Annotated in this window: 13 protein-coding genes; 12 read left to right on the forward strand and 1 reads right to left on the reverse strand. The window is 53.9% G+C overall.

Annotated elements, in window-relative coordinates:
* Positions 1 to 336: 336 nt before the first annotated feature.
* From J7M22_09950 to J7M22_10000, 11 genes are all read left to right on the forward strand, one after another.
* Positions 337 to 1,110 carry a LamG domain-containing protein gene (locus J7M22_09950; GenBank protein ID MCD6506931.1) on the forward strand — a complete coding sequence of 258 codons (774 nt, stop codon included), beginning with the start codon at positions 337 to 339 and terminating at the stop codon, positions 1,108 to 1,110.
* A gap of 10 nt (positions 1,111 to 1,120) precedes the next feature.
* Positions 1,121 to 2,455, forward strand: coding sequence for a hypothetical protein (locus J7M22_09955; protein MCD6506932.1), 1,335 nt, complete (start codon positions 1,121 to 1,123; stop codon positions 2,453 to 2,455).
* 88 nt (positions 2,456 to 2,543) lie between these two features.
* Positions 2,544 to 3,911 (forward strand): aspartate aminotransferase family protein, encoded by a 1,368-nt coding sequence (locus tag J7M22_09960; protein MCD6506933.1) that lies wholly within the window; start codon positions 2,544 to 2,546, stop codon positions 3,909 to 3,911.
* A 3-nt stretch (positions 3,912 to 3,914) separates the two neighbouring features.
* The gene (locus tag J7M22_09965) at positions 3,915 to 5,057 is read left to right on the forward strand and encodes a Gfo/Idh/MocA family oxidoreductase (protein MCD6506934.1); all 1,143 of its coding nucleotides are present in this window, start codon (positions 3,915 to 3,917) and stop codon (positions 5,055 to 5,057) included.
* A 97-nt stretch (positions 5,058 to 5,154) separates the two neighbouring features.
* Positions 5,155 to 6,435, forward strand: coding sequence for a hypothetical protein (locus J7M22_09970; GenBank protein ID MCD6506935.1), 1,281 nt, complete (start codon positions 5,155 to 5,157; stop codon positions 6,433 to 6,435).
* A gap of 420 nt (positions 6,436 to 6,855) precedes the next feature.
* Positions 6,856 to 7,590: a serine/threonine protein kinase gene (locus J7M22_09975; protein ID MCD6506936.1), complete on the forward strand. Its 735-nt coding sequence runs from the start codon at positions 6,856 to 6,858 to the stop codon at positions 7,588 to 7,590.
* Positions 7,587 to 8,546, forward strand: a complete 960-nt coding sequence (locus J7M22_09980; GenBank protein MCD6506937.1) for a tetratricopeptide repeat protein — start codon at positions 7,587 to 7,589, stop codon at positions 8,544 to 8,546. Before J7M22_09975 ends, J7M22_09980 begins: the two co-directional genes overlap by 4 nt.
* A complete protein-coding gene (locus tag J7M22_09985; GenBank protein MCD6506938.1) occupies positions 8,543 to 9,100 on the forward strand; it encodes an RNA polymerase sigma factor in 558 nt (185 codons plus the stop codon). Before J7M22_09980 ends, J7M22_09985 begins: the two co-directional genes overlap by 4 nt.
* Positions 9,101 to 9,584: 484 nt before the next feature.
* Positions 9,585 to 9,920 (forward strand): FHA domain-containing protein, encoded by a 336-nt coding sequence (locus J7M22_09990; protein MCD6506939.1) that lies wholly within the window; start codon positions 9,585 to 9,587, stop codon positions 9,918 to 9,920.
* A 199-nt stretch (positions 9,921 to 10,119) separates the two neighbouring features.
* Complete coding sequence (locus tag J7M22_09995; GenBank protein ID MCD6506940.1) at positions 10,120 to 10,992, forward strand: hypothetical protein; 873 nt, start codon at positions 10,120 to 10,122, stop codon at positions 10,990 to 10,992.
* Between the two features lie 86 nt (positions 10,993 to 11,078).
* Positions 11,079 to 11,567 (forward strand): CvpA family protein, encoded by a 489-nt coding sequence (locus tag J7M22_10000; protein MCD6506941.1) that lies wholly within the window; start codon positions 11,079 to 11,081, stop codon positions 11,565 to 11,567.
* Here J7M22_10000 and J7M22_10005 read toward each other — a convergent pair.
* Complete coding sequence (locus tag J7M22_10005) at positions 11,524 to 11,943, reverse strand: hypothetical protein (protein ID MCD6506942.1); 420 nt, start codon at positions 11,941 to 11,943, stop codon at positions 11,524 to 11,526. The two genes, J7M22_10000 and J7M22_10005, sit on opposite strands and share 44 nt — an antisense overlap.
* A gap of 638 nt (positions 11,944 to 12,581) precedes the next feature.
* Here J7M22_10005 and J7M22_10010 point away from each other — a divergent pair.
* Positions 12,582 to 15,185: a right-handed parallel beta-helix repeat-containing protein gene (locus J7M22_10010; protein ID MCD6506943.1), complete on the forward strand. Its 2,604-nt coding sequence runs from the start codon at positions 12,582 to 12,584 to the stop codon at positions 15,183 to 15,185.
* Positions 15,186 to 15,331: the final 146 nt, after the last annotated feature.

The raw sequence follows: 15,331 nt of genomic DNA on the forward strand, positions 1-15,331 counted from the left end.
CTCTCTAACCTCCTCCCATCTGTTCACCGCCCAAAGCCACATCCCTCTTAGCGATCTCTCACCGCAGACTGATGCCAGGATAAGCAGTGATAATATCTTGTTAAGCGGTAGTCGGTTATTTTGGACAGCCTGGCGAATAAGCTGTTGGGATGGACATATCGGCCTGCCACGAGCATCTTTCTCACCTCCTTCCTGGTGGTCTCTGTGATAGTATACTAAATCATACAATCATTGAAAAGCCCTATCACCAGGAGAAGTTTCTTGACAGATTTGAACATTTGTGGTATATTATAAACGTTTAAATTTGAATATTATTGAACAATGGAGGCGTCGGAGATGGAGCTAAGAGGGATAAGTTTTATCCCCTTCGTCCTTGGATTTTCACTTGTCGTCGCCTCGCTTGGGATGTGTGATGCGGTCGCCATATGGCTCTTCGATGAAGGGGAGGGGAAGGTCGTGAGGGATTCCTCAGGCAATGGAAACGACGGGGAGATCACGGGAATACCCCTCTGGGTTGACGGCAAATTCGGCAAGGCGTTATACTTCGACATGGGCAAGAAAGGTGTCGATTACATCACCGTCCCCGATAGCGACGTCCTCGACCTTGAGGATAGCGTAACCGTGATGGCATGGATAAAGCCGGAGGAGATAGGTGGGTTGAGGTTCATCCTGAAGAAGGAGGCCGTATATGAGCCGATACTCGTCGATGATAAAGCCGCCTTCTACATAGCAAATCCCTCCGAGAAGTGGAAAGACCCGGCCAAAGGCTCAACTTCCCTCAAGGTGGGTGAGTGGTATCACATAGCGGGGACGTTCGACGGTGAAACGATAAGGGTCTACGTGAACGGTAAGCCGGACGGCGAGGCGAAATACAAGGGAAAGATAGGGGTAACCGACAGGGTGATAATGATGGGCTCGAACGTCATGAACAATCAGCCGCTGAGGAACGTTCCGCCGTTTGTAGGGGTTATGGATGAGGTCGCTATCTTCGACGAGGCCCTGAGCGAGGATGTGATAAGGTCGTTGATGACGAAGGGTTTAGCTTCCCTCATGGACGTGGAACCTGAGGGGAAGCTGAGCGTAACATGGGGTGAGATTAAACTGAGATAAGAGGGGGAAAATGGAAAAGGTTAAGTCCATTCTAGTCCCATTCGGATATCCTGACTACCCTCAGGATGTCGTTGAAAGGTTCATATCCGAATCCGAGGAGATGTTGAAAGGTCTGGATATTGATCTTAAAACCACCAAGGCTGTGATCCGCCTGGAGGATGTTCCCTTCGTAGCAAGGGAGATCCGGGAAAGCGAGTTCGACCTCATAATAGCCCTTCTCGTCTCATGGGTCGAGGCGCCGAACGTCGTGGCTACGTTGAGGGATTTCTTCACCCGCCCGATACTGCTTTGGAGCCACACGACCTACATGGAGGACGGGGTGCGTATAACGCTCGGACCCATGCCTGCGGCGGGTGTGCTGAGGGAGACCTTCGAGGAGATGGGGGTTAACTTCAAGTTCGTCTACGGGATGCCCGACTCAAAGGGGGTGAGGGAGGAGATAAGCTCCTACGCTAAGGTGGCGAGGGCCCTCCGATCCCTTCAAAGGTCAAGGGTCGGACTTTTCGGATATTTCTCGATGGGGATGTATACAGGAGCTTTCGATCACACAAAGATCAGAGGAACGCTGGGCCCGGAGATAGTTCATCTCGATCAATACCTGATAGTGAAAAGGGCTGAAAGCGTTAAAGAGGGGGAGGTAAGGGAGCTTGTGGAGAGGGCGAAAGCTGAATGGGAGCTTGACGATGTGGTGAAGGAGGAGGATATAACGCTCGTGATGAAGCTCTATCTAGCCCTTAAGTCACTTGTGGATGAGAATAAACTGGATGCCTTAACGGTCAAATGTCAGTATGAGCTCTCCAGGGAATACGGGGTGGCCCCATGCATCCCCCTTTCACTGCTTGGAGATGAGATGCCGTGCTCATGTGAGGGTGATATCCCGCTGATCCTCTCTCAACTGATCCTACATCACCTTACAGGCGGCGGGGTGACAAGTTACGGTGACGTTCACGATATCCTGGATGATAACGGGATAATCCTCGCCGCATGCGGATTCGCCCCCCTTTCGCTCGCTCAGGGCAGGCCGAAGATATCGAGGCATACGGCCCTATATGAGGGGCTTCTGAACATGTCACCCTACAAGGAGGGGGAGGTGACGTTGGCCCGTCTCGCCTCAGATAAGGAGGGGTACAAGATGCACATCGCGACGGGTTTCGCCTCCGCTCCCCCACCGTTTCACGAGATAGGATGTCCTCCTTATGCCGGCATGAAGGTCGTCCTGGACGGTGATGCGCATGATTTCATCGGGAACCTCTTCAGCCAGCATTACGCCGTGGTCTACGGAGATGTGAGGAGGGAACTTGAGGAGCTGTGTGATCTGCTCAGCATCAGGAAGGTGATCTCATGAGAGAGGGATAAACATGAGCGTCGTTCTGTGCGGGTTCACGGCTTCTTTGACGACTCAGTGAGCGTTTAAATAGCAGAGGGGGAAAGAGATGTATTTCGATATTCCATACGATAAGCGCTGGGCATGGGTCGATCCGGACTCGATACCGAGGATAAAGGTGAAACCGCCCGGACCTAAATCGAGGAAGCTGCATTCGAAAGCCGAAAGATATATGAAGGGTTACTCGTCCCAGGTCAGGCTTTTCCCGGTGGCTTTTGAAAGCGGGAGAGGTTACACCCTCAGGGATGTCGATGGGAACGTCTACATAGATTTCTCCTCAGGTATCTACGTTACAGGGTGTGGGCACTGTCATCCTAAGATCACTGAGGCCATAACAAGACAGCTTCAGAAGCTTGAAAACTGTCACGATTTCACAACTGAGGTCAAGTTTAAACTTCTTGAGAAACTCTCGGAGATAACGCCCGGGGACTTGAACGGGATACAGCTTTACTCTGACGGCACGGCGGCGGTTGAGGCCGGGTTGAGGGCGTGTAGGGCCATGACAGGTAAGTTCGAGTTCATCTCCTTTTGGAGGGATTTCCACGGCAAAACGCTAGGATCGGTGAGCCTCGCCCTCATGTCGCCCGATAAGGGGATAAGGGCGCCGGGGTTCTTTCTCGCCCCGAGACCCTATTGTTACAGATGCCCCTTCAAGCTGGAATATCCAGGCTGTGATATCCACTGCGTGGACTTCCTCAGGAGGGTCATAGAGGAGGAGACCACGGGGAGGGTAGCGGCCGTGGTTCTGGAGCCGATTCAGGGATGGGCCGGCTCGGTCTTCCCGCCCGATGAATTCCTCCCGAGATTGAGAGCTCTCTGCGATGAGATGGACATCCTGCTCTTCGCGGATGAGATCCTAACGGGAATGGGCAGGACCGGGAAATGGTTTGCCGTTGAGCATTACGGCGTCGTTCCTGATGTAATAACCATAGGTAAGGGGCTGGGAAACGGCTATCCTGTGACCGCAATGGTGGTCAGGGAGGAATATAAGGATGTCCTTGAGAGGATAAGCGCCTCATCATCATACGGAGGGAACCCTGTCGCATGCGCAGCCGCCCTTGCAACGATAGAGGTCATAGAGGAGGAGGGGCTTCTTGAAAACGCTCGAAGGATCGAGAAGGTGGTGATGAAGAGATTGGGCGAGATGAAGGAGAGGTATGAGATAGTGGGGGATGTCAGGGGGAAAGGAGCCCTCTTCGGGATAGAGCTTGTGAAAGACGAGGAGACGAAGGAACCGTTCGAGGAGGCGGGAAGGTTCGTATATAGGAGGGCTTTCGAGAAGGGATTGGCGTGGATCCCCGCGGGACATATCCTGAGGCTTTCGCCTCCACTCATAATGCCTGAGGAGATCGCCCTAAAAGGACTCGATATACTGGAGGAGGCGATTGATGAAGCTCAGAGGGAAGTGAGGAGGTGAGATATGAAACTCGGCGTGGGGATAATCGGTTACGGTTTCATCGGGCGCGTCCATGCCCTCTCCTATCTCTCGCTCCCCTTCTACTACAAACCCCTGCCCGTCGAGGTCGAGCTGATCGGCGTGGCGACGGCACACGAGGAGACGGCCCAGGAGGGTATAAGGGAGGCGGGGTTTAAATTTGCAACGGACGACTTCGACGAACTGCTGGAGAGGGAGGACATACATGTCATCCATTGCTGCACCCCAAACCATCTGCACAAGGAGATACTCATCCGTGCCATGAGGGCGGGCAAACATATCTACTGCGATAAACCCCTCTGCATGAGCCTCTCCGAGGCGAGGGAGATCCTCAGTGAGGCCGAGAAACATCCCGATGGGAAATACCAGATGGGGTTTGAATACAGGTTCATCCCCGCACTTATGAGGGCGAAGGGGCTGATAGATGAGGGAAGATTGGGCGATGTCTTCCATTTCAGGGCTCAATACCTCCATTCGGGATACATAGATCCAGAACGACCGATGAGCTGGAGGCTCGATAAAAGGCTGGCTGGAGGCGGTGCCCTGTTCGATCTGGGTTCGCACGTGATCGACCTGGTTCGCTTCCTGCTGGGTGAGATCGGTTCCGTGAACGCCGTCTGTGAGACGTTCATAAAGGAACGACCCATCAGAAAAGGCTCGGAGGAGAGGGTGAAGGTGGAGGTGGACGACCTCTGCATCGCGCAGGTCTCGCTTAAAAGGGGAGGTTTCGGGGTCATAGAGGCCTCAAGGGTGGCTACGGGAAGTAACGACGATCTGAGATTTGAGATCCACGGGACGAGAGGGGCTTTGAGGTTCGACCTGATGGAGCCGAATTGGCTTTACTTCTATGACCTCGAAAGACCCGGCAAGCCGATAGGCGGAGAGAGGGGATTCATCAAGATAGAGACCGTACAGAGATACCCTGAGCCCGCCCGCTTCCCGGGTCCGAAGTTCGGGATAGGCTGGATGAGATACAGCATGGCAAGCATCTTCGAGTTCCTCAGGTGTATAGCGGAGGATAGAGATCCGCTTCCCTCATTTGAGGATGGCGCGAAGGTCCAAGCCGTGATAGATGCCGCCTATCTCTCAGCTAAGGAGGGAAGATGGGTGGAGGTCGAGGAGGTCTGAAGCTATGGTGAAACTTGGGATTTATGTGTCGTTGACGTTGTTTCCCTTTGCGTTAATCAATTCCACCTCAAAAGGTGAGGAGGTTCAGGAGGGTGATATGCAGATAAAAGCTGCCGCCTCAGCGGCTGAGATCGTGGGCGACGATTCGATGGTCATCGCCGGGAGTATCCACCCTCATTTCGCCCGCGGTCAGGAGGGGAAACTCAGGGCATCGGCCCTCGTCGTGGAAGGTGAAGGGGAGAAACTGTGCCTGGTCTCGTGTGACGTGCTGATGTTCAACAAGGATATAATCGATGAGGTGGCGAGGAGGATCGAGTCGGAGTGCGGCATACCGTTTGAGAACATACTCATCTCAGCCACCCACACCCACCACGCCCCCTCGACCGTCAGGATACACGGATACGATAAAGATGAGGTGTTCTGCGGAAGGCTGAAGGAAGCTATTTTCAAAGCCGTCTGTGAGGCTAACGAGAAACTCAAATCAGATCAAAACGTCGAGATGTATTTCCGACTCGGTCAGGAGTCCACAGTCGGTCAGAACAGCCGACTGCTCCTGAGCGACAACACCATCTACTGGGTCGGACCGAGGGATGACGCCCTGAGACCGACCGGACCCTTCGACCCTGAGCTTCCCGTCATCGCCTTCAGGAAACCGGATGGGAGCTTGGAGGCGATTCTGTTTAACCATTCCACCCACAATATCGGCGCCCGTCGGGGCGGAGTTCGATCGCCGGGGTTCTACGGTCTGGCGGCGCAGGAGCTGGAAGAGGAGCTCGGTGGAACGGTCATATTCCTCCTGGGCGCCGCCGGCTCAACCCATAACCTGACCCTCTCAACCGATGAGATGATCCTCAGGGTAAAGAACGCCGTTAAGGAAGCCCTCTCAAAAGCTCAAAAGATGGACGTGAGAACGCTTAAATCGGTGAAGGAGGAGTTTGAATACCGTGTGAGGAGGTTCGACGAGGAGGCGGAGGAGAAAGCCGTCACATACTACTGCAGGAAAAGGCTGGGCGGAAACCCTGAGCCGACGATCGAGGTCTTCAGAAGGATGAGGAGGGAGCTGGCGCCACATCGGGGGGAGGTCCGCAGGACCTGGCTTCAGGTGATGCTGATCGGAGATGTGGCGCTCGTCGGGGTGCCCGGGGAGCTGTTCACGTCGCTCGGGATAGAGATAAAACGTCGCTCACCCTTCCGCTACACCTACGTCGTCGAGCTCGCAAACGATTACATAGGCTACATCCCGGACAAAGAAGCCTTCGATCTGGGAGGATATCAGGTCTGGACGGGATTTCATAGTTTCGTCGAAAGGGGAACGGGTGAGAGGATAGTTGATGAGGCCGTGAGACTTTTAACTCGCCTCCGCGAGAGCGGAAGGTGATGGAGGAGGATTCGAATGAGACGGGGTGTTATTCACGTCATCTCTCATTATCTCTCTAACGTCCTCCTATCTGTTCACTGCCCAGAGCCACATCCCTCTTAGCGATCTCTTCCCACAGACTGCTGCCAAGATAAGCAGCTTGAAGCAAAGAACCTTGATTTCGGATCAAGAATAGTTTAAAATAACCTTCCGTCAGATCTGAGTAGGAAAGCTTAACGCTCAAATTTCCTTTGAGTGTAGCGGTTATCCATGAGGAGGAACGAGGAGAAGGGAGATCCGTTGCACGTTCAACGTTTAACGTTGTAACGTTTTCCGCTCCTGGTTCCTCGTTCCTTTTCGCCCTGAGAAATAAGCATTTCTGACCTCTCAGATCTCCGCTACACTCGGCGATAATATGAGCGAAGCTTAAAGATGGAGGGGATGAAAACCCGGATTAAAAGAACTGAACGCATCGGCAGGTATAAGCTTGGGGAGCTCATAAGCGATAAGGGCGGATTCGGAGCGGTCTACAAGACCGTCCACCCGGAGTTGCATGAGGAGTGCGCGATCAAGATCTTCAGGAATGACAGGGTTGACGGCGAACAGATGCTCCTGCTGAGGCGAGAGAGCGTTAAGATGGCCGAGCTCAGGAAGCACAAGAACATAGTCCAGGAGCTCGACGCGGGCGAGGAGGGCGGGCGGTTTTTCATCGTCATGGAGCTCATGGACGGGAGCCTCGAGGATTGGATCGGCAAACTGCCCCTGCAACAGGCCGAATGGGTCTTCAGGGAGATCGCAGAGGGGCTGAAGCATATCCACGATAACGGATACATCCATCAGGACATCAAGCCCTCCAACATCCTGCTGAGATACGACAAGGAGGGCGGGATAAGGGAGGTCAAGATCTCCGACTTCGGCCTCGCGATATCCCTGAGGACGGAGGGAAGCCGCTTTCTAGTGGGGGGGACGATGGGGTTCCAGGCGCCCGAGGTGATGCAGGGCCATCCCCCAACGCCGGCCTCCGACATCTACAGCCTCGGCGTGACCTTCTACTACGTGCTCACGGGGAGGATGCCCGAGGACTTCGAGCGAAGCACACCCCCGAGCAGGCTGAGGCCCGGCGTGCCTAAAAAGCTCGACAGGCTGATATTGAGGATGATCGACAGGAGAGGATGAGCGACAAAGCCTTCATGGAACACTTCAAAAGGGGACTGGAGCTCCACAGGAGGGGCGAGCTTGCGGGGGCCAAGAGGGAGTACATGGAGGCGATCAGGCTGAACCCCTCCTTCTCCGAGGCCCACTTCAACATCGGGGTGATCCTGCACGCAGAGGGAGACCTGGACGGCGCCATAAGCTGGTTTGAAAGGGGGCTATCACATGACCCCCAAAACGCCCTCGCGCACGCCAATCTAGGCAAGCTGTACGAGGAGAAAGGGCTCTGGGAGAGGGCGCTGGAGGAGGGCGAGCGGGCCGCATCCCTCGATCCAAAGCTGATCCCCGACGTCGAACGGAGAAGGGAGAGGATTCGGAGGAAGATCTCCCTCTCCGCCTCAGCCTCCCCCCTGAACGGTGAGGGATGGATCGTGAGGGACGTGAAGCTCCTCCTGAAAGGCCCCTTCAGGGTGGAGATGCCAGGGGATTCAAGCGATGAGGAGATGAGATGGCTCATCCACGTTCTGGAGGAGGCCTACCGTGAGATGGGTGAGAAGCTCGAATGCTTCCCGGATCGCGTGGTGGTGACCGTATACCGATCCCGGGAGGAGATGGAACGTGAGGGATTCAAACTGCCGGATAGATCCCTCGGATGTTTCACGGGGGAACGGATAGCGCTGCTGATTCCCAGAGGGAGGGAGTACCGGGTCACCATCAGGGATAACTTGCGCCACGAGTACGCCCATCTCCTGATACACGAGATAACGTCGGGCGAATGTCCCGAATGGCTGAATGAGGGATTGGCGGAGTTCCTCGCCAGGGAGCTCTACGGTTATGAGCGGGAGATGATATCGAGGGCGAGGGAGTCCGGGGACCTCTCCTCGCTTGACGAATACCTGCGCTCATACGCCAGGGTGGAGGAGCTCGTGAAAAGGCTCGGAATGAAGGGCATCCGGGAAACCCTCGGAGAACCATCTTGAAATCCGACGACGAACTCATAGCCGAATACCTGAACGGAAGCCAGAAGGCCTTCCTGAGGCTCTACGAGAGGTACTACCGCTACGTCTTCAAAACCATCCTGAAACACATCGGAAACTACCACGACGCCCAGGACCTCTCTCAGGACATCTTCCTCAAACTCCTGACAGCGCTGAAAAATTATGAAAGAAAAGGCGCCTTCAAGCGTTATCTAAATGTGATCATCAGAAACGAGGTTATCTCCTACCACAGGAGAAACATGAAGGCGGCCGCGGAGTCCATGGATTCGGATGAGGAGGTCGGACGCAGGGCGAGACAGATACAGGATCCGTCCCCTCTTCCCGATGAAATCGTCATCGAGGGCGAGATGAGGGAGATGACTTTCAGGGCGATAGACAGGATAAGGAACCGGGCCAACAGGGAGGCGCTCAGGATGCGGCTGCTGTATGATCTCGACGTTAAGGAGATAGCCGAGATAATCGGATGCTCCGAAAACGCCGTCAGAATAAAGATCTACAGGGCGTGCGAGGAGCTGAAGGAGATCCTCCGTAAATAAGTCGAGGGACTCGAGTCAGAGGAAACGTTAGCACGTTGAACGTCGGAACGTTAAACGTACTAACGTGCTTTTCCCCGACCCTGGACTCTTAACCACGGAGAGTGATACGATGCCCAGGCGAAACCACGATCGCGATGACGAGGAGTTCACCCCCGAGGAGCTTCAAAGGGCCATCGAGCTCGACAGGATCATAGATCAGATAGGCGGGAGGGAGACCGAAAGCGGGCTGGTGTTGGATGCGGAGATGATGGAATGGCTCTCGGAGATGAGAGGGGTCCTGAGCCGGATCAAGGAGAGCTATGAGGAGTACGTGGACCACATCGAACCGCCACCTGAACATAGGAAAAGGATGAAGAAGAGACTAATCGAAGAGATGGATCGTCTCGGCCTCGGAAAGCGCTCCATATGGCGGAGGATAAAGGAGGGGATTCACACGTCCCGTCTCGCCCCTCAGCCCGCCTACAGGCGTGAGGTGACGAGCGATATGAGGGTTCACGAGGGTGAGGCCGCACGACGCAGCTTCATCCTCAAGGTACAAATAGGCGGTGAGCTGATCGAACGGGAGCTTGACGAAGGGGAGCACGTCGTCGGATCATCCCCTCAGGCCCACATCCAGCTCGCCGACCCGAACCGATACATCTCCCGAAGACATGCCAAACTCATCGTGAGAGGTGGGGAGCTGTTCATCGTGGATCTGGGGAGCACGAACGGAACCTTCGTAAACGGGAGACGGATAGAGCCGAATGAGGAAGTGAAGGTGGGGACGAGCGACAGGATCGAGCTGGCTGATATCCCCATCGAAATCCGACGCCAATCGTAGGGCAGGGGTTTATCTCTCGCCGAAAACGGCGGCATGTAAAGTGCAGCCCTAGGTCGGCATAGAGGTGAGAGGGGAGTGTGAGGCTGAGCTCAAGGTGGTGGTTCGAGGGGTACCGAAGTGTAGGGAGTATGGCTCTCGGCGGCGATGGGCGGGGCCTATGTGGAGGTTGGCGTATCCTTAAGGTTGACGAGGTGAAATCATGAGGAAGTCGATGTTTCTCATAACGACGGTTTCCCTGTTCCTCATAAACCTGTGCTTCGCGGACGGGGATGTCGAAAACGCCATCGGTAAGGCGATGTCAGATCTGAGGATGAGGTTGAAATCGAGCGAGGTATCCCTGCCCCAGGGCACGACGACGGCGCTCGTGGCCATAAAGAGGGGAGGGAAACGGGATATGGATGCCGAGAGAAAAGCATCCGCTGAGCTCTGGAAGGTGGCTAACGAGTTCAAATTCATCCTGCTCGATAGGGAACACGTGAATGAGAGGCTTAGAGAGCTGGATATGAGCGTCTCGGACCTAGTTGACCCCGAAAACGCCCCGCGGATAGGCAGGTTCCTGGGGGCGTTCTACCTGTTCGTTGGGGAGATAACCAGAAAAGGGAAGGAACGGGAGCTGTCGTTTGATCTGATAGAAACCGAAACGGGAGCGGTGAGATGGAAAAAGCTGGTCAAATGGTATCCACATAAGGTTCCCGCGGTATCGGCCGGGCTGTCGCTGATGCTGCCCGGAAGCGGGCAGATGATGAACGAGAGCCCGGGCAAATCGCTCATCTTCCTGAGCATCGCCTCCAGCCTCGCCACAGCGGCCCTGCTCTATCACTCCCGATACACCGATGCCCACGATAGATATCTCAAGGCAACCAACATAGACGACATAAACCGCTACTACGACGAATCGAGGACGCCCTACAGGATGCGGAATCTGTTTTTAGGACTCTACGCCCTGTGTGCGCTGGTCTCATCCGCCGAGGCATATAGTGAGGCGAGATGGTGTGAGACGCAACGGCGCCGGATCGAACTCTCGATATCCCCCGAAGGTGAAACGACGATCAGCCTGCGCGGTGATTGGTGACGCTCCAATCCCCCGCGCACTTATCTCCCTTGAGTGTAACGGTATCCGTGTTCCTCGCTCCTTAAGAACAGCTCGGAGGGGATATGATGAACGGTGTGGATTACGCTGTAATAGTCCTGGCGGCCATAGGGGCGGTCGGCGGCCTCACAAAGGGGGCTATAAGAAATCTCGTGACCGTGGGAGGGATATGCGTCGGCCTGTTTCTGGGGATGCGGTATTCAAAGGCGCTCACACACCTCCTCGGAAACCTCATCCCACATCAGAACTATGCCCGCGCCCTGGCATTTGGGATCATCCTGTTCGTCATCATCCTGCTCTTCAGGATCGCCGGGGTCTACCTGGAACGGCTGATGAAGGGGATAGGGCTCGGAGGGGTGAACAGGCTGATAGGAGGAGGTGCAGGTGCTCTGATGGGAGCCCTGATCGCTCTGGGATTGATCGTCGCTGTCGATCACCTCGTCGATCACCGGATGAGGAGCGCCATCGAAAGCTCAAGGATAGCCCGACAGCTAACCCCGCTTGCGAGGAAGATCACCGGACTGGTGGAAATGAAGAGGATGGACAAGCTGAAATAAAGGCAAGCGTGTGTTCGCCCATAGCTATAGATAACCGCCTCACGCCCTCAACGCCGGTCTCCAGGAACCTATCGCTCTCGAATATCGGCTTAAGCCATCTGACGAGCCGCCTTTGAACGACGGGGTTATCGGTTGATCCGCCCATCCCTCCGCTGAAGAGCACAGGCCCTCTCTTGACGGTCATCCTCTCATATCTCTCACCCTCTCTCCTCCCGGCCTCTCTCCTCTGCCAGGTGACGAGGTCGTCCACCTTCTGGGCTAGCTGTCGAACCTGGGCCGTCAGGGCTCGTTGCTCCTCCGCCAGCGCCCTCTGTTCCTCCGTTAGCCGTCGAACCTGAGCTGCCAGCGCATGCTGCTCCTCGGCGAGCCGACTCACCACCTGAGGCAGTTTCAGAAGCTCAACGGTTGATCCCGCACCTTGATCATGTTACCTTATAGGGGCGAGATTAATAGGCTCTTTGAACTGATATGGTGTATGAACCGTTCACGAAACCTTAAATGGAGGAGGATAGCGATTCCTGAGGGACTTGAAATATTTTCCTCTCTCAGGCGTTATCTTTAAATGAGATCCGCTCATATTGTTTTCAGCTATCGGCAAATGGTCAAGGGTCGAGGGACAAGGAAAGCACGTTGCACGTTAGCACGTTTAACGTTCCAACGTTCAACGCTCTTTCCAGTCAACTGCGACGAGCGTCTTTAAGCTGAATGCTAACGGCTGATAATATGAGCGATGACAGGTACTGTCAAATTAATAATGAAAAACCCCGTTGGAACCCAGTAGATATAAGGGTTCTCAGGAGGGGGGAAGGTTTCATTACCTCCTCCCTGCTTATTTCCGGCGTTTCAGCCGATGGATTTGACAATACTCGATGACAAAAGGGGGTAACAAAAATGAAAGGCTTCCCACCTTTGGCGAGCTTGATCGCCTTTCTCTCAGCTTTAACCTTAAGCTCATACGCCCTGACCACATCCGGCGTTATCTCCCATGAGGAGACGTGGTCGGGCGAGGTCGTGTTGACCGGGGACGTGACGGTGGTCCTCGGGGGAAAACTGACCGTCCTTCCCGGAACGGTCGTCAAATGTCAGCCTAAGACGGACGACCGGCAGGGCGGCGCCGATAAGAACCTCATCGAGCTTATAATTGACGGGGGAGAACTTATAGCATCGGGGACTGAGTCGGAACGCATCATCTTCACCTCAGCGGCCGAGAACCCTGAAAAGGGGGATTGGTATGGAATCAGGCACCTCAAAGGGTCGCTAACGTTCCGATATTGCGACGTAAGCTTCAGTAAGATTGGGCTTAGCGTGGAAGGATCTGTGCCTAATCCCGTGGAGCACTGCTCTTTTAGCAACTCCATAACGGGGGTCGGAGTTAATACCTCGGCCAAGTTCGTCGACTGTAGCTTTAAAAATAACTCCACAGGTGTTTGGTTTAAGAATATTCGTTTGGAGAGATGTGACGTGAGCGGTAATGAGAATAGAGGTATTTTAGGTAATGGTATAGGTTACTTTGAAGAGTGCGTGATTACGGGAAACGGCGAGGAGGGGATAAGAGCAAGCAGAACGGTTACCATCAACAACTGTACGATCAGGAAAAATAACGGTGAGGGTCTCGTAATTTCCAAATTACAGTGGGGTAACAATACTGCTACTATCAGCGACAGTGTGATAACAGAGAACGCTGCGTCAGGAATAAGTGTTGAAAAGGGAGAACTTACCATTGCTAATTGCACAATCACCTCTAATGCCGGCGCTGGAATAGACATGAGCGCCAGCTACGGTAAGATCACCGCTGATAACTGTGTGATTTCAGAGAATGGGGGAGAAGGGATAAATATGGCGAGCAATGATAACAGAGGTAACAAAACGGTGAATATCAGCAACTGTGAGATCATGGGAAACAAAGGGATAGGGATAAACGTCGACAGCGGTTCTTATGCTAATACGGTAGATATTGTCAGCTGTAAAATTATGAGGAATAGTGGTGGTGGGATAAGCATAATCAGCAGTAGCACAAATGCGGTCGCAATAAATAATTGCATGATAGAGGGAAATGGCGGCATAGGGGTAAATATACCTAAGGGTGAAAATACAGTTACGATGAATGGCAGCTCGATCGCCTTAAATGACGGCGCTGGGATAGATATGGGCGGCGGAAGCAACAGTGTCATCAGGGTTGATAATTGCTCGATCATTTTAAATACCGGTGTGGGAATAGCGGGGCACAGCGGTCTTGTCGAGCTCAACGGATGTTTGGTCAAGGGGAATAGTGGCAGCGGAGTAGGAGGAGGTACTGTATCTGTGACTGATTCGATCATCGCCAATAACGGAGGGACAGGGATTTCACTTCGTTCAGTGGGAGAGAAGGGGATCAATGCTAACCAAATCTCTCAAAACAACATCGGCATTGAAATTAAATCTTCGTCTGAGAAACTGGAGGGCATCACGGGAAATGACATATTGAACAACATCATGTATGAACTGAAAAACTCAGGCAGAGCTGAGGTTATCGCCGCCGACAACTACTGGGGTGAGCCGACGACAACGGAGCTGAAAAATGGTGTAGATAACCTCACGATGATCTACGATAGACATGACGACCCAAACGTCGGTCCGGTGACGATCTCAAAATACAGAACTGAACCCGTACGGGAGGATACAGAAATACCCCCTCCTCCCGAGCCCAAACCTGTAACGGGTAAGGGTAGATTCACGCTGAGACTCAAAAAGGGACTCAATATGATCTCCCTCCCCGTCAAGCCCGATACGCCCTACACCGCAAGGAGCTTCATCGAAAAGCTCGGTGCAACCGTGATCGTGAGATACGACACCTCCTCAGGGAAATTCATCCCCTTCATCCCCGAAGTCAACGAGGGAGATGGCTTCCAGATCGAAGGCGGTCAAGGATATATCGTAAACGTTATGGAGGATAAAGAGGTGACCTTCGAGGGGACGGTGTGGTCAAACGCACCGCCTATCTCGGCCGGAAACCTCCCCAACACGTCATGGGCCTTCCTCATAGGCGGAACCCTCCTCTCTGAGGATGGAAAGTTCGCTTCCGGGAGATACACCCTCATCATCAGAAACCTGAGGACGGGAAGAGTCTCCTTGGCCGCAGTGGGATATCCCGGAGAGGGAAGGTTCATAGGGGCGTTTGTGGACATGTCCCATGGGGATGTGGTGGAGGAAGGGGATATCATCGAGGTGAAGGTGATAGGTGGGGACGGAGAGGTTGTGGCAGGACCTGTCAGGCACAGGGTTACAGTAGAGGAGGTTGAGAGGGCATATGGGGTTGTTGAGCTTTGTATTGGGGATGTCATACCGTCCAGGACCTGTTTGCTTCCCAACTACCCGAATCCCTTCAACCCCGAGACATGGATACCGTTCAGGCTGGCGGAGGGTGGTGAGGTGAGAATACGGATTTACGATCTTCAGGGAAGGTTGGTGAAGGAGCTGAACTTAGGCAGGCTTGGGCCCGGCAGCTACATAAACAAGGCGAAAGCTGCATATTGGGACGGTAGAAGCGATCAGGGCGAACAGGTGGCTAGCGGGGTCTACGTCTGCCAGATGGTCGCAGGCGAAAAAACATTCGTAAGGAAAATGGTTATTTTGAGATAGGGCGAGCATATGTGGGATGGTTCATAACTATGGTAACACTTTCGTAGAGCGGCATTTTATATCTCGACTTTTGCAGTAATCTGAGAAGTCCCAAAAACGCAGAAAAACCATTAAATCTCCTTTGGCAGTCCCTCCCTGAGGAAGGA

This window comes from Candidatus Poribacteria bacterium (assembly GCA_021162805.1).
Taxonomy (GTDB): Bacteria; Poribacteria; WGA-4E; order B28-G17; family B28-G17; genus JAGGXZ01.

Coding starts and splice junctions, on each gene's coding strand:
- J7M22_09995 (MCD6506940.1), top strand. CDS start 10,120: ATGAGGAAGTCGATGTTTCTCATAACGACGGTTTCCCTGTTCCTCATA.
- J7M22_09960 (MCD6506933.1), top strand. CDS start 2,544: ATGTATTTCGATATTCCATACGATAAGCGCTGGGCATGGGTCGATCCG.
- J7M22_09955 (MCD6506932.1), top strand. CDS start 1,121: ATGGAAAAGGTTAAGTCCATTCTAGTCCCATTCGGATATCCTGACTAC.
- J7M22_10000 (MCD6506941.1), top strand. CDS start 11,079: ATGAACGGTGTGGATTACGCTGTAATAGTCCTGGCGGCCATAGGGGCG.
- J7M22_09970 (MCD6506935.1), top strand. CDS start 5,155: ATGCAGATAAAAGCTGCCGCCTCAGCGGCTGAGATCGTGGGCGACGAT.
- J7M22_09990 (MCD6506939.1), top strand. CDS start 9,585: ATGAGGGTTCACGAGGGTGAGGCCGCACGACGCAGCTTCATCCTCAAG.
- J7M22_09980 (MCD6506937.1), top strand. CDS start 7,587: ATGAGCGACAAAGCCTTCATGGAACACTTCAAAAGGGGACTGGAGCTC.
- J7M22_09965 (MCD6506934.1), top strand. CDS start 3,915: ATGAAACTCGGCGTGGGGATAATCGGTTACGGTTTCATCGGGCGCGTC.
- J7M22_09950 (MCD6506931.1), top strand. CDS start 337: ATGGAGCTAAGAGGGATAAGTTTTATCCCCTTCGTCCTTGGATTTTCA.
- J7M22_09975 (MCD6506936.1), top strand. CDS start 6,856: ATGAAAACCCGGATTAAAAGAACTGAACGCATCGGCAGGTATAAGCTT.